16 protein-coding genes and 1 tRNA gene are annotated in these 17067 nt (G+C 72.0%); 11 read left to right on the top strand and 6 right to left on the bottom strand.

The window, feature by feature from the left end; genetic code table 11:
- The first annotated feature begins 10 nt into the window (after positions 1-10).
- The 3 genes from ACWDRB_RS17330 to ACWDRB_RS17320 are packed head-to-tail and all read left to right on the top strand — an operon-like array spanning position 11 to position 1949.
- Complete coding sequence (locus tag ACWDRB_RS17330; RefSeq protein WP_350725179.1) at positions 11-169, top strand: hypothetical protein; 159 nt, start codon at positions 11-13, stop codon at positions 167-169.
- Between the two features lie 32 nt (positions 170-201).
- Complete coding sequence (locus ACWDRB_RS17325) at positions 202-1476, top strand: amylo-alpha-1,6-glucosidase (RefSeq protein WP_449894846.1); 1275 nt, start codon at positions 202-204, stop codon at positions 1474-1476.
- On the top strand, positions 1473-1949 hold the full coding sequence (locus ACWDRB_RS17320) for a hypothetical protein (RefSeq protein WP_350725182.1): 477 nt from the start codon (positions 1473-1475) through the stop codon (positions 1947-1949). Before ACWDRB_RS17325 ends, ACWDRB_RS17320 begins: the two co-directional genes overlap by 4 nt.
- Before the next feature lie 28 nt (positions 1950-1977).
- On the opposite strand, the gene ACWDRB_RS17315 is transcribed toward ACWDRB_RS17320, so the two are convergent.
- A complete protein-coding gene (locus ACWDRB_RS17315; protein WP_350725184.1) occupies positions 1978-2295 on the bottom strand; it encodes a YtxH domain-containing protein in 318 nt (105 codons plus the stop codon).
- Positions 2296-2420: 125 nt separating this feature from the next.
- Here ACWDRB_RS17315 and ACWDRB_RS17310 point away from each other — a divergent pair.
- Positions 2421-2495, top strand: a tRNA-Asn gene (locus ACWDRB_RS17310).
- Between the two features lie 62 nt (positions 2496-2557).
- Here the strand turns inward: ACWDRB_RS17310 and ACWDRB_RS17305 are convergent.
- Positions 2558-2734 carry a hypothetical protein gene (locus tag ACWDRB_RS17305; RefSeq protein ID WP_355207971.1) on the bottom strand — a complete coding sequence of 59 codons (177 nt, stop codon included), beginning with the start codon at positions 2732-2734 and terminating at the stop codon, positions 2558-2560.
- Between the two features lie 75 nt (positions 2735-2809).
- On the opposite strand from ACWDRB_RS17305, the gene ACWDRB_RS17300 reads away from it, so the two are divergent.
- Complete coding sequence (locus ACWDRB_RS17300) at positions 2810-3952, top strand: sensor histidine kinase (protein WP_449894843.1); 1143 nt, start codon at positions 2810-2812, stop codon at positions 3950-3952.
- Entirely contained in the window at positions 3940-4554 is a 615-nt protein-coding gene (locus ACWDRB_RS17295) for a response regulator (protein ID WP_449894841.1), read from the top strand. Before ACWDRB_RS17300 ends, ACWDRB_RS17295 begins: the two co-directional genes overlap by 13 nt.
- 269 nt (positions 4555-4823) lie before the next feature.
- Here ACWDRB_RS17295 and ACWDRB_RS17290 read toward each other — a convergent pair whose 3' ends face one another.
- Positions 4824-6065, bottom strand: coding sequence for an RNA polymerase sigma factor (locus tag ACWDRB_RS17290; RefSeq protein WP_449894839.1), 1242 nt, complete (start codon positions 6063-6065; stop codon positions 4824-4826).
- Positions 6062-6385, bottom strand: coding sequence for a YciI family protein (locus tag ACWDRB_RS17285; RefSeq protein ID WP_449894836.1), 324 nt, complete (start codon positions 6383-6385; stop codon positions 6062-6064). The genes ACWDRB_RS17290 and ACWDRB_RS17285 overlap by 4 nt, the downstream gene beginning before the upstream one ends.
- Positions 6386-6761: 376 nt before the next feature.
- On the opposite strand from ACWDRB_RS17285, the gene ACWDRB_RS17280 reads away from it, so the two are divergent.
- The 3 genes from ACWDRB_RS17280 (at position 6762) to ACWDRB_RS17270 (ending at position 9332) form a co-directional block, all read left to right on the top strand.
- Positions 6762-7166 (top strand): hypothetical protein, encoded by a 405-nt coding sequence (locus ACWDRB_RS17280; RefSeq protein WP_449894834.1) that lies wholly within the window; start codon positions 6762-6764, stop codon positions 7164-7166.
- 267 nt (positions 7167-7433) lie between these two features.
- On the top strand, positions 7434-8555 hold the full coding sequence (locus ACWDRB_RS17275; RefSeq protein WP_449894832.1) for a nitric oxide synthase oxygenase: 1122 nt from the start codon (positions 7434-7436) through the stop codon (positions 8553-8555).
- A gap of 3 nt (positions 8556-8558) precedes the next feature.
- Positions 8559-9332: an enoyl-CoA hydratase-related protein gene (locus ACWDRB_RS17270; RefSeq protein ID WP_449894830.1), complete on the top strand. Its 774-nt coding sequence runs from the start codon at positions 8559-8561 to the stop codon at positions 9330-9332.
- Between the two features lie 18 nt (positions 9333-9350).
- On the opposite strand, the gene galK is transcribed toward ACWDRB_RS17270, so the two are convergent.
- The gene (gene galK / locus ACWDRB_RS17265) at positions 9351-10463 is read right to left on the bottom strand and encodes a galactokinase (protein ID WP_449894828.1); all 1113 of its coding nucleotides are present in this window, start codon (positions 10461-10463) and stop codon (positions 9351-9353) included.
- A 43-nt stretch (positions 10464-10506) separates the two neighbouring features.
- Here galK and ACWDRB_RS17260 point away from each other — a divergent pair, with 43 nt between their 5' ends.
- Positions 10507-11304 (top strand): 1-aminocyclopropane-1-carboxylate deaminase/D-cysteine desulfhydrase, encoded by a 798-nt coding sequence (locus ACWDRB_RS17260; RefSeq protein ID WP_449894826.1) that lies wholly within the window; start codon positions 10507-10509, stop codon positions 11302-11304.
- Positions 11305-11432: 128 nt separating this feature from the next.
- On the opposite strand, the gene ACWDRB_RS17255 is transcribed toward ACWDRB_RS17260, so the two are convergent.
- Entirely contained in the window at positions 11433-11981 is a 549-nt protein-coding gene (locus ACWDRB_RS17255) for a hypothetical protein (protein ID WP_364239787.1), read from the bottom strand.
- Between the two features lie 129 nt (positions 11982-12110).
- Here ACWDRB_RS17255 and ACWDRB_RS17250 point away from each other — a divergent pair, with 129 nt between their 5' ends.
- Entirely contained in the window at positions 12111-17066 is a 4956-nt protein-coding gene (locus ACWDRB_RS17250) for a tetratricopeptide repeat protein (protein WP_449894824.1), read from the top strand.
- The last annotated feature ends 1 nt before the right edge of the window (position 17067 follow it).

Genomic DNA, 17067 nt, shown 5'->3' with positions numbered 1-17067 from the left:
CGTTGCAGGCATGGGACGAATTCTGCTGATCATCGCGGCTGTCGTGGCCGCACTCGTACTTCTCGGGCCCCTTGTGGGCTTCGCGCTCACGCTGCTCAAGTGGGGACTGATCATCGGTGCCGTGGCGTTCGGCGTCATGCTCCTGTCGAAGTGGGTCAAGAGGACATAGCGTCTTGGGGTTTCCCCAGGCATAGTTGTGTGATGGAGGCGCGGCCGGCGGTCGACGATGCCGCGCTCGGGCGCGAGGCACTGGCCGTGCTCGAGGCGAACTGGACAGGCACGGGCACCGTGCCCGCGCCAGGTCTCTATCCGCACCAATGGAGCTGGGACTCCGCGTTCGTCGTCATCGGTCTGGCCAGGCACCGGCCGGACCGGGCCCGCGACGAGCTGCTCAGCCTGCTGCGGGGGCAGTGGGCGACCGGGATGGTGCCGCACATCGTCTTCCACACGCGCGAGGCGTACTTCCCGGGCCCGTCCGTGTGGCGCTCGCAGGAGCACGAGGCCGCGCCACGCGTGCTCACCTCGGGGCTCACCTCGCCGCCGCTGCACGCGCTGGCGCTGTGGTGGTTCTACCGGCACACCGGCGACGTCGCGTTCGTCAGGGAGGCGTACCCGGCGCTGGTGGCCCAGCACGCCTACCTCTCCTCGGCCCGCGATCTCGGCGGCGCGGGCCTGGCGGCGATCGTGCACCCCTGGGAGTCGGGCATGGACGACAGCCCTTCCTGGGACGAGGCCCTGAACGCGCTGCCCGCGATCAGGTACGGCTACCGCCACGTGGAGCTCGAGCAGCGCCACCCCGACAGCGACCACGACCGCTACGTCTGGCTGGCCATGCGCTACCGGGACGCCGGATACCGGGCCGAATACCTGCGGGACGAGCATCCGTTCGCGATCGAGGACCCGATGTTCAACGGGATCTGGCTGGCCTCCTGCCAGGCCCTGGCCGAGCTGGCGCCGCTGGCGGGCGCCGACCCCGTACCGCACGCCGAGCAGGCCGACCGCATCAGGCAGGCCATGCTCGACCGCCTGTGGGACGGCTGCTTCTACGCCCGCGACCTGCGGACCGACCGGCTGATCCGGGTCTGCACGGTGGGCGGGTTCGGGCCGCTGCTGGATCCCGGGCTGCCCAGCGACCACCTGCACGCGGCGGTGGAGGTGCTGGAGTCGGCCAGGTTCATGGGGGCCACCGGCTATCCGGTGCCGAGCTGCGAGATCCGGGCCCCTCAGTTCGACCGTACGCGCTACTGGCGCGGCCCCTCCTGGGTGAACACCAACTGGCTGCTGCGCAGGGCCGCGGCCGTGCATTCGCTCGACCAGCTCGGCCAGCAGCTCGCCAACGGCACCCTGCGACTGGTCCGGCAGGCCGGGTTCCGGGAGTGCTTCGACCCCTTCGACGGCAGCGGGCGCGGGTGCAGGGACTTCTCGTGGAGCGCGGCGCTCACCCTCGATCTGCTCGCCGATAACGTGGAGGAATGAGCATTTTCCGCCGCCTGCCCGCCGACGTGCGCAAGTCCCTGGCCACCGAGCCCGGGGAGCGGGTGCTGACGTTCGCCGCCGGGGCGGTCTCCGGCTATGTGGTGGCCACGAACCTCGCCCTCTACCTGACGGACGGGACGCGGGTGCCGTACGAGATGGTCGACAAGGCGTCGTGGGACGACGACGGGGTGCGGATCCTCACCACGGACGGCACGCGACACGCCGAGCGGATCACCGACCCGCGGATGCTGCCCGAGACCGTGCGGGAGCGCGTCAACTCCACGATCGTGGTCAACAAGCACGTGAAACTCCCGGGGAGGGGCGGGGTGCGGCTGGTGGCCAGGCGCCGGCCCGGCGGCGAGGTGCGCGGCTGGACCTTCGTCTTCGACGACGGCCTCGACCCCGAGGACCCGGGCCTGCGCGCGCAGGCCGAACAGGCCCTGGAAGGGCTGCGGCGGAGCATGGGCGTGTGACGCCCATGCCCTGCCCTGCTCTACCGGATCAGTAGGGGATGCCGCTCTCGCGGGCCTTCTTGTCCACGATGTCCTCTTCAGGCCAGCCCGTGCCCGTGTCGGGGTGGTGGTTGTCGGCACTGAGGAACGGGATGCGGTGCTGCAACGTCGCCCCCACCTTCGACTTGGCCACCCCGGCCAGCCTCGACGCCTGCGCGCCCACCACCCCGGCGACCTCCTGCACCCTGGGGCTGTCGGCGACGCGCTGGGCTGTCCGCTTGATCTGTTCGTACCGCTCGCGCCCGGCCCGGCTGCCCAGCACGTAGCCGATCGCCAGACCCACAGCGAATGTCACTCGATAACGCATTTTGCACCTCCGCTGTCTCCGGGCCTACCCCGCTTACGATGCGACACGCACTCCAGGAGTGCGCTAATCTATTCCTGCGCACGACGGAGGGGCCGACAGCCCCGAGGAAATGCGCAGACGCACGATCCCGCGTAGCTCAACGGCAGAGCAGCCGGCTGTTAACCGGCAGGTTATAGGTTCGAGTCCTATCGCGGGAGCCACACCAAAGGCCCCCTTCCCGGGGGCCTTTCGCGTTTGCGGGGACTGGCGGCGATGGCGGTGGTCAGGAGGGGCGTTTGGCGAGGATGCCGGTCAGCGCCCAGCCGAGGCCGACGATGACGCCGCCGACGATGGCGACGACGCCGACCCCGCCGGTCTGGAGCAGCGCGAGCAGGGCGATCACCAGCCCGTAGATCACGGTCAGGGCGAGCATCAGGCGGGGATATGTCTTCTGGGTCATATGCACACGATCGCGTGGCGCAGGACAGGGGTCTGTCCCCCGATCGGTGGACATGCTCCCGGTAAAATGTCGATCATGGGCAGTCCCGTGGACGCGCGGGCGGAGAACGCCTGGTTGCGTTCCTATCCCTTCTGGGACGCGTACTTCGCGATCGTGCTGATCGCGACCATCATCACCATCGTGGTGGACGACGGGGCGCCGGCCGCCATCATCCTGCTGCTCCTGATCGCCGTCTCGTACGCGCTGTGGGGCCGCAAGGCCGTGCGGGCGCCGGTCGCGCCCACCAAGGAGGGGTGGTGGCACGCCGCCGCGATGCTCGTCCTGTTCACCGCGGCCAACCTGCTCGCGTCGCAGTCCGCCGTCGCGCTGTCGGCGTTGATCCCCATGACGTTCATGGCGCTGCGGCGGGCGCGGGCCGTGGCCGTGACGGTGGCCATGTTCACCGGGCCCGCGATCCAGCTCATGGCGGAGAACGGCTCGCACCCGCTGCTGATCGCGGTGGCGATCGTTCTCGGACTGTCGGCCAGTACGCTGCTGGGGGTGTTCATCGACCGGCTCGGGCGGCAGAACACCGAGCGGGCCCGGCTGATCGCGGAGCTCGACCGCACCCGGGATGAGCTGGCCGAGGTGAGCAAGGAGGCCGGGATGCTGGCCGAACGCGAGCGGCTGGCCGGTGACATCCACGACACGCTGGCCCAGGGGTTCGCGAGCATCATGATGCTGCTGCAGGCCGCAGGGGACGGGCACGACCCGTACGTGCGGCGTGCCATGGAGACGGCCAAGGAGAACCTGTCCGAGACCCGCGCGCTCATCGCCGCCCTGGCGCCGCCCGCGCTGGAGGGAGCCTCGCTGGAGGAGGCGCTGGGGCGGCTGGCCAAGGGGTTCGAGCTGCCCGTGGAGGTGAGCGTCGCCGGGACCGCCGACGCGCCCGCCCTCGTGGCGGAGACGCTGGTGCGGGCCGCCCAGGAAGGGCTGGCCAACGTACGCAAGCACGCCCGCGCCCGCTCCGTACGGCTGGCCCTCGAACACGTGCCGGGCCCGGCCGTACGGATGTCGATCTCCGATGACGGGCGCGGCTTCGACCCCTCGACCGGCGGCGACGGGTACGGCCTGCGCGCGATGCGCAACCGGGTGACCCGGCTCGGCGGCACCGTCCGGATCACCGGCTCGCCCGGCCAGGGGAGCACGCTCGTGGTGGAGCTGCCATGCTCAGGGTGATGATCGTCGACGACCATCCGATCGTCCGCGAAGGGCTGCGCGGGATGCTGCAGGCCGAGCCGGACCTGGAGGTGGTCGGCGAGGCCGGGTCGGGGGACGAGGCCGTGGTCGTCGTGCCCCGGCTGCGGCCCGACGTGACCCTCATGGACCTGCGCATGCCGGGCGGGGACGGGGTCAGCGCCATCGAACGGCTGGGGCCCGGCCACCGGGTCATCGTGCTGACGACGTACGAGGACGACGGGGAGATCCTGCGGGCCGTCTCCGCGGGCGCGGCCGGATACCTGCTGAAGGACGTGTCACGGGCGGACCTGGCGTCGGCCGTGCGGGCGGCGGCGGGCGGCCGGACGGTGCTCTCGCCGTCGGTCGCCGCGCGGCTGGCCGGGCGGCGGCCCGCCGTGCCCGTGCTGTCGGAGCGTGAGCGGGAGGTCCTGGAGCTGGTGGCCCAGGGGCTCACGAACGGGGAGATCGGCCGGCGGCTGTTCATCGGGGAGGCGACGGTCAAGACGTACCTGCTGCGGGTGTTCGGCAAGCTGGGCGTCTCCGACCGCACCTCGGCCGTCCTGGCCGCCCTGGACCTCGGCCTCGTCCACCGTCACCCGTGAGCCCGTCCCCAGACTGTTGGCTCCTTCCGGACCCGACGGCCCCTCGCTCCGGCCGGGAGGTGCGTCCGTAGGGGACATGCCTGCGCGTCGGCCTCGGGTGGGGCACGTCTCCCCCTTTCCTCGAAGGACCGCAACCATGGATGGTGGGGCGTCCGACGCTGGCCAGGTCGGCCAGGGACACCTCGTCCTCGGCGTATCGGCGGCGGATGGAGCGCCGGGCGGGTGCTCCGGTTGAGGATCGCCTCCCGTGCGAGATGCGTCCGTGGGCGCTACCGCAGTTGGTCGCGGCGGCGGGTCAGGGAGGCGGTCTCGGCGGTGTTGCCCGCCAGTTCGATGGCTTTGTCGTAGGCCGCGCGCGACTCCCCGCCGCGGCCCAGCCGGCGCAGCAGGTCGGCGCGGGTGGCGTGGTAGGCGTGATAGCCGGCCAACCTGGGCTCAAGACGGTCGACGGCCGCCAGTGCCACCTCCGGGCCGTCGAGCTCGGCGACCGCGATGGCCCGGTTGAGGGCGATGATCGGCGACGGGTCGAGGCGGACGAGCTGGTCATAGAGGGCGAGGACCTGCGACCAGTCGGTGTCGCGCATGTCGCGGGCGGAGGTGTGCACGGCGTTGATCGCCGCGAGGATCTGGTAGCGACCCGGAGCCACCCCGGCGGCGGCAGCGGCCAGGCGCTCGCGCACCAGCCGGTGACCCTCGGCGATCAGCGCCGCGTCCCAGGCCCCACGGTCCTGCTCGTCGAGAGCGACCAGTTCGCCGCCCGCCGAGACCCGGGCGGGGCGGCGGGCCTCGGTTAGGAGCATCAGCGCCAGCAGTCCGGCCACTTCACCGTCGTCCGGCAGGAGCGCACGGATCAGGCGGGTGAGCCGGATCGCCTCGGCGGTCAGCTCGTGCCGTACGGGATCGGTGTCGGGACTGGTGGCCAGGTAGCCCTCGTTGAAGACGAGGTAGAGGACGGCGAGGACGCCGGAGACGCGCGCCGGGAGATCCTCCGCGGACGGCACCCGATAGGGGATGCGCGCCGCCTTGATCTTGGCCTTCGCGCGGGTGATCCGCTGCCCCATGGCGCTCTCGGCCACCAGGAAGGCGCGGGCGATCTCGGGCATGGTCAGGCCGGCGACCATGCGCAGCGTCAGCGCCACGCGGGTCTCCATCGCCAGCGCCGGGTGACAGCAGGTGAAGATCAGCCGGAGCCGGTCGTCGTCGATGACGCCGACAGGCTCGGGCCGGTCGTCGTCGTACACCATCTGAGCCTCCTTGTGCTTGTCGTCGCGCTTGTTCTCGCGCCGGATCCGGTCGATGGCCTTGCGGTTGGCGGTGGTGGTCAGCCAGGCGCCGGGGTTGGGGGGCACGCCGTCGGCCGGCCATCGCTGGACGGCGGTCGCGAACGCCTCGGCGGCCGCCTCCTCGGCGATGTCGAGGTCGCCGAAGCGCCTGGTAAGGGAGGCGACCACCCGGGCCCACTCCTCATGGTGGGCCTGGGTGATCGCCTCGCGGACGTCGATCCTGTTCACTGGAACGGCCGCACCTCGACCTTCCGGTTGCAGGCCTTCGACCCCTCGGCTGCCAGCTTGAGCGCCACGTCGAGGTCGGGGGCCTCGATGATCCAGAAGCCGGCGAGGTACTCCTTGGACTCCAGAAAGGGCCCGTCGGTGACCATCGCCTCCCCAGCCCGGTTGTCGATGACGGTGGCCGTGTCGGGCGAGGCGAGGCCACCGGCGAAGACCCAGTGGCCATCGGTGTGGAGCCGGTCGTTGAACACGTCGATCGCAGCGTCCTCGTCCGGGGTGGCGAGGCCGGCCTGGTCGTGGATCACGGAAATCAGGTACTGCATCTGAGGATCATCTCCTGTGGTGTCAAGACAGTGCCGGTCACGGGCTTCAAGGCGTTGCATACGGCGGGCGCCCGGCCGGCCGGTAGACCTGGGTCGTCACGCCCTTGGAGTCGACCCGCGACTCGACCAAGCTTCATGATCGCGGTTCCTTCCACCTCGGCGCCGCACCCTTGCGTGCGGCTCACCCCTGCTACGAACACCGCCGCCCCGATCCGACACCGCCTCCCGGATTTCTTTGAAGAACTTTCCGGGACGCCGGTCGTCAGCGATCCGACAGCGCGGCGTACCTGAAGATCACTTCGGGTGCCTTAAGCCCTCCTTCAGGTGCGCCGCGCCACCCTCGGGCTGTCTCATCGAATCGGGGAAGGAGACCCCAATGTTCAAGCGACGCGCCGCCGTCGTCCTCACCGCCGTCACCCTCGGGCTCGCCGGCATGGCCGGGTCCGCGCTGGCCGACGACGGTCCGATCGAGGTGCGCGGCGAAGGGCTGGTCAGGGTCCACGGCGAGCCGGACCTCCCGGCCGGCCCGCTCACGTGCTGGCTGACCGACGGCAAGGTCGTCAAGTTCTCCAAGGCCCGGGTGGCCGAGCTCGTGGACGAGGAGTACATCGAGCCGACCCAGCCCGTGACCGTGGACGGCGTGACGACCTTGCCCGCGGACCGGCTGTCGATCAGCGTCCCGGCCGGGGAGCTGCCGTACAAGGTCAAGGTCGGCAAGCGCTGGCACCGCAGCCGCGTCGTCCACCTCACGTGCGTGTGGAGGGACTACGCGAGCCGTTAGTCGCTGAGTGCGCCCCGGAGCCTTCCGGGGCGCACTCATTTCATGGTTTGGCGGGACAAAGCTGAGAGCGGCTGGTAAGGATGGGTTACCGGTCCTCTGGGCCGGGAGCCGCGGGCAGGTCGACGGGGGCGAGGAGAGGGCGCCGCCGCCAGGACGTGTCGCCGACCCGGAATCGGCGGGGCGATCCGATGACGGAGAAGTGCTGATTGCCGCGTGCGTACCTGGATTACGAGCCTGCGCCCCTTCGATGCCCTGACCGTGCAGGCAGTGCTTGAGCGAACCACCGACTTCCGCGAGGCGGAGCGTTTCATCAGGCTCTTCCACGCCGAGAACCCCCAGGCCGGAGGCCTGCACGCCCGGCTGCGCGACGTCTCCAGAGACGTGGCCCGCCACGGGACCTACACCCACACGTACGAGGAGCTGGAGTTCGGCGCCCGGGTGGCCTGGCGCAACAGCAACCGGTGCATCGGACGGCTCTACTGGCGTTCGCTGAAGGTGCGCGACCGCAGGCAGGTGACCACGGCCGAGGGGGTCGCCCTGGAGTGCGTCGAGCACCTGCGGGTGGCCACCGGGAACGGCAGGATCAGGCCCACGGTGACCGTCCTGCCGCCCGACACCCCGGCGCTGCCCGGCCCCCGGATCCTGAACGACCAGCTCATCCGGTACGCGGGCCACCGCACCCGGGAGGGCCGCATCGTGGGGGACCCGCACAACGCGGAGCTCACCGACCTGGCCAAGGCGCTGGGCTGGCAGGGCAGGTCCGGCCGGTTCGACGTGCTGCCGGTGATCATCCAGCCGAGCCTAGGCGATCCGCTGCTGTGCAACCTGCCGGGTGACGTCGTGCTGGAGGTGCCGCTGGTGCATCCGGAGTATCAGTGGTTCGAGGAGTTGGGCCTGCGTTGGCATGCCGTTCCGGCTATTTCCGACATGTGTCTGGAGATCGGCGGCATCTGCTACCCGTGCGCGCCCTTCAACGGCTGGTACATGGGCACCGAGATCGGCGCCCGCAACTTCGCGGACGCCGACAGGTACGACCAGCTCAAGGTCGTCGCGGAGCGGCTCGGGCTGGACACCTCGACCGAGCGGACCCTGTGGCGGGACCACGCGCTGGTGGAGCTGAACGTGGCGGTGCTGCACTCGTTCGAGCGGGAGGGGGTGACGATGACCGATCACCACACCGAGTCGCGCCGTTTCCTCACCCACCTGTCGCGCGAGGAGAAGGCCGGCCGTGTCTGCCCGGCGGACTGGTCGTGGATCGTGCCCCCGATGTCGGGCGGCGTCACCCCCGTCTTCCACCGCTACTACGACACCAGCGTCCTGAGCCCCGCCTTCGTCCATCACCGCCAGCCGCCGTCCTTGCCTTCCCGGCCTAGAACATGGTTCGGTTAGGGCATGGCAGAACTCGTGCTCTCATCCCTCGACCAGGGCGTACTCACACTGACCTTCAACCGTCCCGACACCCTCAACGCGTGGACGGACGCCCTGGGACGGCGCTACTTCGACCTGCTGGCGGAGGCCGAGAAGGACCCGGAGGTGCGGGCCGTCGTGGTCACGGGCGCGGGCAAGGGGTTCTGCTCGGGCGCGGACTTCAAGGCGCTGGCGGCGATCCAGAACGGCACCTACGACGTGGAGCCCGACCCGCGGCCCAACACGTTCCCGACCACGATCGGCAAGCCGATCATCGCCGCCGTCAACGGGGCCTGCGCAGGGCTGGGCATGGTGCACGCGCTCGTCTGCGACCTCGTCTTCACGGCCGCGGACGCCAAGTGGACCACGGCGTTCCCGCGCCGGGGGCTGATCGCGGAGTACGGGCTGTCGTGGGTGCTGCCCAGGCTCATGGGGCAGCAGCGGGCCATGGACGTCCTGCTGTCGGGGCGGGTGTTCACCGGGGCCGAGGCGTACGAGCTCGGGCTGGTCAACCGGGTCGTGCCGGGGGAGAGCCTGCTCTCCGAGGCGCAGGCGTACGCCCGGGAGCTCGCGGCCTACAGCTCGCCGGCGTCCATGGCGGTGATCAAGCGGCAGGTGTGGCACGACTGGGATGCCACCCTGGAGGACTCCGCCAAGGCGGCCGTACGGGAGATGATGGCCTCCTTCGACCGCCCCGACTTCGCGGAGGGCGTCGCCAGTTTCCTGGAGCGACGCCCGCCGAACTTCCCGCCCCTGTAAGCGGGCAGGGTAGGCGGCTCAGGCCAGGCGGTGGGCGCCGCGGGCCGGGGTGGCCGGCAGGAAGCGCGGAGGCTGGAAGCCGTGCTCCGCGTACGCGCCGGTCACCGACTCCTCGACACTGGACAGGCGCTCCACCGGCACCAGGGCGATGGCGGAGCCGCCGAAGCCGCCGCCCGTCATCCGGGCGCCCCGCGCCCCGCCCTTGATGGCGGCCTCGACCGCGACGTCCAGCTCCGGCGAGGAGACCTCGTACTGGTCCCGGAGCGACAGGTGCGAGGCGTTGAGGAGGGCGCCGATCTCGGTGACGGCACCCGCGCGCAGGAGGCCGATGAGGGCCTCGACGCGGTGGTTCTCGGTGACGATGTGCATCGTGCGCTTGCGCTCGTCCCCCTGGAGCTGATCGAGGGCGGCCGCCAGGTCCGTGACGTCGCGCAGGGCCGGGACGCCGAGCTTGCGGGCCGCCGACTCGCACTCGGCGCGGCGCTTGGCGTACTCGCCGCCGGCGTGCTCATGGTGGACCTGCGTGTCGATGATCAGCATGCTCAGCCCGTGGGCGGCCAGGTCGAGCGGGATGTTGCGGGAGCCGAGCGAGCGGCAGTCGAGGAACAGCGCGTGCCCCTCCTCGCACAGCGCCGAGGCGGCCTGGTCGAGGATGCCGCAGGGCATGCCGACGAAGTCGTTCTCGGCCTTCTGGCTGAGCAGGGCGATCTCCATGGGCGTCATGCCCAGGTCGTGCAGGTCGTTGAGCGCGGAGGCGACGGCCACCTCGAGGGCGGCGCTGGAGCTGAGGCCGGCGCCCGGCGGGACGTCGCCGTCGATCGCGATGTCCGCGCCCCGCACGCGGTCGCCCAGCATGGCGAAGACGCCGACGACGTAGCGCGTCCAGCCCGCCGACTGGTCGTGACCGGGAATCGTGACGGGCTCGCCGGGAGCCTGGAGGGAGAGGAGCCGGATGGTGCCGTCCGTACGCGGCGTGATCGCGGCCGTGACGCCCCACGGCACGGCGAAGGGGAGGACGAAGCCGTCGTTGTAGTCGGTGTGCTCGCCGATCAGGTTGACCCGGCCGGGCGCACGCCAGACGGTCTGGGGGGCCGCGCCATAGGCGGCACGGAAAGCTTCAACAACGCGCATAATCGAACACTCCTCAACAAAGGCTCGACCGTAGACTAGCGCCATGGAAGAGCTCCTGGATCCCGGGCTCGGCCGGGTCCGGTTGTTCCTGATGCACGACGACAACAAACCCCGCAAACTCCGGTACAACCTGGGCCATTCCCGCCTGCTGACCTTCGGCGGCGCGTACTCCAACCACATCAGGGCCGTGGCCGAGGCGGGGCGGCGGCACGGGATCGAGACCATCGGGGTCATCCGGGGCGAGGAGCACCTGCCGCTGAACCCCTCGCTCGCCCACGCGAGGGCGTGCGGGATGACCCTGACCTACCTCGACCGGGCCTCCTACCGGCTCAAGCACACCGAGGGCGTGCTGGCGGGGCTGCGGGCGCGCTGGGGCGACGACGTGGCGATCCTGCCCGAGGGCGGGAGCAACGCGGCCGCCGTGCGCGGGTGCGCCGAGCTGCCGGGGGAGATCTCCGCGGAGTACGACGTCATCTGCTGCCCGGTCGGCACCGGCGGGACGCTGGCCGGGATCTCGGCGGGGCTGCCGGAGGGGAAGCGGGCGATCGGGTTCGCGGTGCTGAAGGGGGCGGGCTTCCTCGCGGGCGAGGTGGCCAGGCTGCAGCGGGAGGCGTACGGGCGCACCTGGGCGAACTGGGAGCTCAACCTGGACTACCACTTCGGCGGCTACGCCAAGTCGACCCCCGCTTTGGACGCATTTATCCGGAAATATCGTGTTGAAGGCATCTATGTGGCGAAGATGCTCTACGGGATCCTCGACCTCGCCCGCCGGGGCGCCTTCCCCGACGGCACCCGCATCGTCGCCGTGATCACCGGTCAGCCCTCCACCTCGCAGCCGTAGGGAGGTCGCGCACCGGCTCGCATCCGCCGGCCGTCGGTGAAGCGGTGAGCATCGCGCACGCGGCGTCCTCGTGGTGCGCGGAGAGGGCCGCGTGGAAGCGCTCGGCCGCCCGCGCCGGGGCGGCCGTGTCAGGGGCCGAGCTGGTCGAGGACCGGTGCGACCAGCGCGTTCAGCTCGCGGGTCAGCACCACCACCGCCCGGTGCGCGCGCTGCTCGACCTCGTCGTGCGGCCCCTCGGGCTCGGGCGGCAGGTCGTCCAGGGGCACGGGCACCTCCAGGAGCAGCGAGGTCCGCAGGAACGGGTGCCGGGCCAGGTCCTGCTGGGTCGGCTCGACGTACTGGCCGAAGGTCTCCTGCCAGCCCAGCCACCCCCGGTCGCGCCACCAGGCCCGCGAGCGGGTCAGCTCCTCGGGCAGCGGCGAGACGACCCTGACCCGCGCGTAGAGCGAGCCGTCCCAGGTGTTGCGGTGGCAGGTGGCGTCGAGCACGCGCCGGTCCCACCGTACGTAACCGGGGGTCAGCGCCGGCGGCGTGGCCAGCCGCCACGCGGCGCACGCGAACCTGACGGGGGCGATGTCACCCCATTCAAACTCTTCCAGATTCTTGCGAACGTGTACGGCATAGCGCCCGTCACGGTCTCTGTCGAACTCTTGATCGATCCAGAACGCCTTGCCCATGAGGACTACGCTACGGCCTCCCCCGCCCGGCGGGGGCTCCATAAGCACGCGCCATCTCCACAAATGGCCTGTGACGGACGTGACACATGTGTAGCTTTTTCACATTGTTGGATGACTTTGGAGTGAGCAATGGCGTCAGAACAGCTCGACGCGGCCATGGGCCACTGGAAAGCGGGAGACCTCGACCAGGCCGCCGCGCTGTTCAGGCAGATCGCGGCCACAGGGGACCCGGAAGCCTCCCACCTGCTGGCGGGCCTGCTGCAGGAGCAGGGGGACCTCGACGGCGCCGAGGCGGCGCACAGATCGGTGATCCAGTCGGGCGACCCCGTGTTCGGGCAGCGCTCGGCCATCGCCATGGGCATGATGCTGGTCGCGGCCAAGGAGTGGCCGGCGGCGCACCGGGTGCTGACGATCGCGTCCGACGGGGCCGACTTCGAGGTGGCCGCGCTCGCCGACACGGCGATGGTGCTGGTGCTCACGCAGATGGGCGACGTGGAGGGCGCGCAGGAGGCGCTGGAGCGGGCCCGCAGGTGTGACAGCCCGGCGGTGGCCGAGCTGGCCGCGCGGCTGGAGCTGCCCGAGTTCCACTTCCAGGACCCGGCCTCGGCCCGCGAGCTGTATGAGGAGGCGGAGGACGAGGACGACTTCCGGGCGCTGCTGACCTGCGGTGACCCCGACGTGGTGTCGCTGTCGGCGTTCCGGCTGTACCAGATCTACGCCGAGGAGGAGGAGTTCGAGCAGGCCAGGCAGGTGTGCGAGCACGCCATCGCCGTCGGGCACCCCGACCACCTGGCCATGGCGCACAAGCTGCTCGGCGCGGTGCTGGTGGACCTGGGCGAGTACGCCGAGTCCGCCGCCGCCTACCGCGTGGCCGCCGAGGACCCGAGGCCCGACATCCGGCTGCCGTCGCTGATCGAGCTGGCCAAGGTGACCGCGTCGCTGGGCGACGTGGAGGAGACCAAGGCGATCTTCCGCCGCGTGATCGCCAGCGGGCAGCGCGAGTACGTCGTGCAGGCCCAGGCCTGCCTGGCCCAGATGCACGTCGAGGCGGGCGAGACGGCCGAGGCGCTGGCCGCGCTGCGCGCGGTGCTGGAGGCGGGCGAGGACGAGTGGGCGTCGATCTGCGTCACGCTGCTCGGCCTGCTGCTCGACCAGCATCCGGAGGTGTACGACGAGGCCATGGAGCTGGCGCGGTTCGCGTCCGGGCACGACGACCCCGACGCCGCGTTCAAGGCCACGCTGCTCCTCGAGCACGCCGCCAGGCAGCAGCCGCTGGCCGACCCCGTCGAGGAGCAGGCGCTCCAGGACACCGACGAGGGGCTGGCCCGCCTGCAGGCCGGCGACGTGGCCGGGGCCAGGCTGCTGCTGCGCGGGGCCGCCGACTCGGGCGCGGCCACGCAGTCGCTCAGGGCCATGGCGACGCTGGCCCAGCTGGAGATCGGCGAGGGCGACCGGGAGCAGGCCGACGAGCTGCTCGCGTACGTGGCCGAGGGCGACGACGTGCTCCAGGGCTTCAGCGCGGTCTTCCTGCTGCACCTGCTGCGCGAGTCGGGCGAGGAGGCGCACCCCGTGCTGGGCGCGATGCTCGACCACCAGCGACTGGGCAGGGAGGAGGGGCTGGTCCGCTACCGCGCGGCCATGGACCATCCCGATCCCGCCGTCGCGGCGATCGGCGCCGCCGTGTTCGCCCAGGTGCTGGCCTCGATCGGGTACGACCTGTCGGACGCGGCCAAGCTGTTCGAGTCGGCGGCCGAGAGCGGGGACCCGCTGGCGCTGTCGTACACGGCGGTGATCTGCAAGGAGGTGCTGTCCGACGAGGAGGCCTCGCTCGACCTGCTGCGCCGGGCCACGGCGGAGGGGCATCCGGTGCTGGCGCCGTGGGTGGGGTACGCGCTGGGCGGGCTCGTCACGGAGCACGACCTGGGCGAGGCGCGGGCCGCGTACACGACGGCCATGGACGGCGGCAACCGCGGGCTGCGGATCGAGGCGGCCGCCTCGCTGTTCACGGTGCTGGAGCGGCAGGGAGATCTGCTGGCCGTCTGCCGGCTGCACGAGAGGCAGATCGAGGAGGAGACCTCCGCGGACGACCGCTCGCGCAGCGCCTGGCTGCTCGGGCTGCACCGGGTGCGGGTCGACGACCTCGCCGCCGCGCGGGCGGCCTTCGACCTGGCGACAGGGGAGCCGAAGGAGATGGGGCGCTTCGCCCGGTTCCTGCTCGACCGGGACCTCGACGCCGCCGCCGAGGCGCTGGCGGAGATCGACGACGAGGGCAACGCGTTCCTGGTGAGCATGCTGGCCATGGAGAGCGCGCACGCCTGGCAGCGGCGCGGCGAGATCGCCGCCGCCGACGCGGCGCTCTCGCTGGTGCTGGCCGCCGGGCACCCCAACTACCGGCAGGAGGCGGGCTGCTACCTCGGCGCGCTGCGGAACGAGGCGGGGGACAAGCGCGGGGCGCTGGAGGCGTGGGAGCAGGTCGCGGAGGGCGACAACGAGCGCCTGGCCGCCATCACGCTGCGTGACATCGGGCAGGTGCGGCAGGAGCTCGGGCTGCTGGTCGAGGCGGCCGCCGCCTACCGGGGAGCGCTCGGGGAGCTGAGCGAGGCGCGCAGGAAGGACTCGACCGTGCGGCTCGCCGAGGTGCTCGTGGCGAGCGGGGCGGCGCAGGAGGCCGGTGAGCTGATGACGGAGGAGTTCGGCGCGGCCGGGCGGCTCAAGTTCGCCGTCGTTCTCCGCGACCACGGCGACCTGAGCGCCGCCCTGTCCCTCCTGACGCCCGGCTCGGGCGATACGCTCGAGGAACAGGTGCTCGGGGAGCTGCTGGCCAGGACGGGCGACGTGCTGGGGGCGCGGGAGGCGTTCGAGCGGGCCGTGGCCGCCGACCCCGAGTCCGCGTCCGGTGCGCTGATGTGGGCGGGCCGGACGCTGGCCGAAGCGGGCGACGACGAGTACGCCCGCTCCGCCTACGAACGGATCGTCGCCCTGGACGACGACGAATGGTTCACGGCCGTCGCGCGCGTCCGGCTCGGCACGGCCTCGGCCAAGGAACGCGGATGGGTGCTGGCCGACGACGGCGACCGGGAGGGGGCGGTCGCGGCGCTGACCGAGTTCGCCGGGTCGGAGCTGATGGCCGAGGTGCTGCTCGCGCTCGAAGAGGACGACGCGAAGGCCGTACGCCGGCTGGTGGCCGCGGCGGACCCGCAGGACCGGCGGGAACCCCTCGCCGAGACCCTTGAGCGGGCCCGCGGGCTGGAGAACGAGCACGCGGCCGCGGCGCTCTGCCGGGTGGTCGTCGAGCTGGGCGAGCCCGACCTCGCCGCGCAGGCCGCGGTGGACCTCGGCGTGGTCCTCGCCGAGCGCGGCCAGCACTGCCGGGCCGAGCTGAGCACCCTGCCCGCCACCGGACACCCGCGCACGGCCGAGATGGCCTGGCGCAACATCGCCATCCTCCGCCACCGCCGCGGCGACCTCGACGGGGCGATCGAGGCGGCCCGCGCCGCGATGCCCGCCACCGCCGTCGTGCTGGCCGACCTCCTCAACGCGCGGGGTGACGCCGAGGGCGTACGCGAGGCGCTGACCGCCGGTGCGGCGGCCGGGGACCTCGAGAGCGAGCGCCACCTGATCGCCCACCTGCTCCTCATGGAGGACCACGACGCGGTGGTGGAGGAGGCCGAGCGGGCCGTCGGCACCGGCGACCCCGAGACCGTGTCGATGGGCTACTGGGCGTGGGGCGACGCGTACAAGGCGCGGGACGACCTGGAGAACGCGGCCCTCATGTACCGGCGGGGCGTGGAGACCGGCTTCCCCGGCACCTCGGCCGGCATCCGCGTGGACCTCGCCAAGGCCCTGCGCGGGCTGGGCGACACGGCCGGCGCCGTCCGGGAGGTGCGGCTGGCCATGGAGTCCGGCGCGCCCGACGCGGTGGACCGGGGCGGCGTGCAGCTCGGCATCTGGCTGTACGAGGAGGACGACCACATGGGCGCCGCACAGGCGTTCGCGGCCGCCGCGGGCGCCGGCTCCGAGGTGGCGGCGGGCAACCTGCGGGTGCTCGCCCACCAGGCGTCCGACCGCGGCGAGCACGACCTGGCCGTGCGGATCCTCCGGCTGATGGGCGACGAGGCCGCCGCCGTGGCGCGCGAGCTGGGCGAGCGGTGTGCGGACCCGGCCGCCGTACGGGCGTACTTCGAGCTGGCCGGGCGGGGGACGTTCACCGAGCTGGACGTCGCCGACCGGCTGGCCGAGCTGGGCGAGCACGCCGAGGCGCGGGCGATCTACGAACGGCTCAGCCAGGACGACGACGCGGACGTACGGTTCGTCGCCGGCGGCAGGCTGCTCGAACTGCTCGACGACGAGGGGGACACCGAGGCGTTCTTCGACGTCGCGCAGCGGGCGGCGGCCGACGCCGACAGCCCCATCCGCGGGGTGTTCGGGAGCCTGCTCGGCATGCTGCAGGGCAACCGCGGGGACACCGAGGCGTCCCTGGACACGTTGCGGGCGGCGGCCGCCGGGGGCGAGCCCATCGCGCTGGCCACGCTGGCGCAGACGCTGGTCGGGGCCGGGCTGGTGGACGAGGGGCGGGAGGCGTACCTGCGGGTGCTCGACGCCGGTGACGCCGACCTCGCGGCCCGGGCGACGATCGCGCTGGGGCAGACGTACCACGAGGAGGACGAGGAACGGGCCCGGCAGTGGTACCTGCGGGGCGTCGAGGAGGCCGAGGGGCACTACAGCGCGCTCGCGGCGATGTACCTGGGCGCGCTGGCCAAGCGGAACCGGGACTTCCCCGAGGCCCTCACCTGGTACCAGCGGGTCATCGACGCGGGGGACACCGAGTCGGGGCTGGCCGCGGCGCACCTCGGCGAGCTGTGCTACTGGCTCGGCGACCACGATGGCGCCCTGCGCTACTACGAGCTCACGCTGGGGCTGACCGAGCAGGCCGACCTGGTGGCCGAGGCCGCCTGCCGGATGGGGGAGATCAGGTACGCGCGGGGTGACATGGAGCTGGCCCGGCGGTTGCTGCGGACGGCGGTGGAGACCGGCGACCCGTCCTTCGTCTCCCCGGCCTCGTCGCTGCTGGCCAAGATCGGGTAAG

The organism is Nonomuraea sp. NPDC003707, from assembly GCF_053587055.1.
Note: the sequence above shows the minus strand (reverse complement) of the source record. Positions and strands in the feature narration are given on the sequence as shown.

Excerpts from the sequence above, each read along its gene's own strand:
- ACWDRB_RS17330 (WP_350725179.1), top strand. The coding sequence starts at position 11 with ATGGGACGAATTCTGCTGATCATCGCGGCTGTCGTGGCCGCACTCGTA.
- ACWDRB_RS17325 (WP_449894846.1), top strand. The coding sequence starts at position 202 with ATGGAGGCGCGGCCGGCGGTCGACGATGCCGCGCTCGGGCGCGAGGCA.
- ACWDRB_RS17320 (WP_350725182.1), top strand. The coding sequence starts at position 1,473 with ATGAGCATTTTCCGCCGCCTGCCCGCCGACGTGCGCAAGTCCCTGGCC.
- ACWDRB_RS17315 (WP_350725184.1), bottom strand. The coding sequence starts at position 2,295 with ATGCGTTATCGAGTGACATTCGCTGTGGGTCTGGCGATCGGCTACGTG.
- ACWDRB_RS17305 (WP_355207971.1), bottom strand. The coding sequence starts at position 2,734 with ATGACCCAGAAGACATATCCCCGCCTGATGCTCGCCCTGACCGTGATC.
- ACWDRB_RS17300 (WP_449894843.1), top strand. The coding sequence starts at position 2,810 with ATGGGCAGTCCCGTGGACGCGCGGGCGGAGAACGCCTGGTTGCGTTCC.
- ACWDRB_RS17295 (WP_449894841.1), top strand. The coding sequence starts at position 3,940 with ATGCTCAGGGTGATGATCGTCGACGACCATCCGATCGTCCGCGAAGGG.
- ACWDRB_RS17285 (WP_449894836.1), bottom strand. The coding sequence starts at position 6,385 with ATGCAGTACCTGATTTCCGTGATCCACGACCAGGCCGGCCTCGCCACC.
- ACWDRB_RS17280 (WP_449894834.1), top strand. The coding sequence starts at position 6,762 with ATGTTCAAGCGACGCGCCGCCGTCGTCCTCACCGCCGTCACCCTCGGG.
- ACWDRB_RS17270 (WP_449894830.1), top strand. The coding sequence starts at position 8,559 with ATGGCAGAACTCGTGCTCTCATCCCTCGACCAGGGCGTACTCACACTG.
- galK (WP_449894828.1), bottom strand. The coding sequence starts at position 10,463 with ATGCGCGTTGTTGAAGCTTTCCGTGCCGCCTATGGCGCGGCCCCCCAG.
- ACWDRB_RS17260 (WP_449894826.1), top strand. The coding sequence starts at position 10,507 with ATGGAAGAGCTCCTGGATCCCGGGCTCGGCCGGGTCCGGTTGTTCCTG.
- ACWDRB_RS17255 (WP_364239787.1), bottom strand. The coding sequence starts at position 11,981 with ATGGGCAAGGCGTTCTGGATCGATCAAGAGTTCGACAGAGACCGTGAC.
- ACWDRB_RS17250 (WP_449894824.1), top strand. The coding sequence starts at position 12,111 with ATGGCGTCAGAACAGCTCGACGCGGCCATGGGCCACTGGAAAGCGGGA.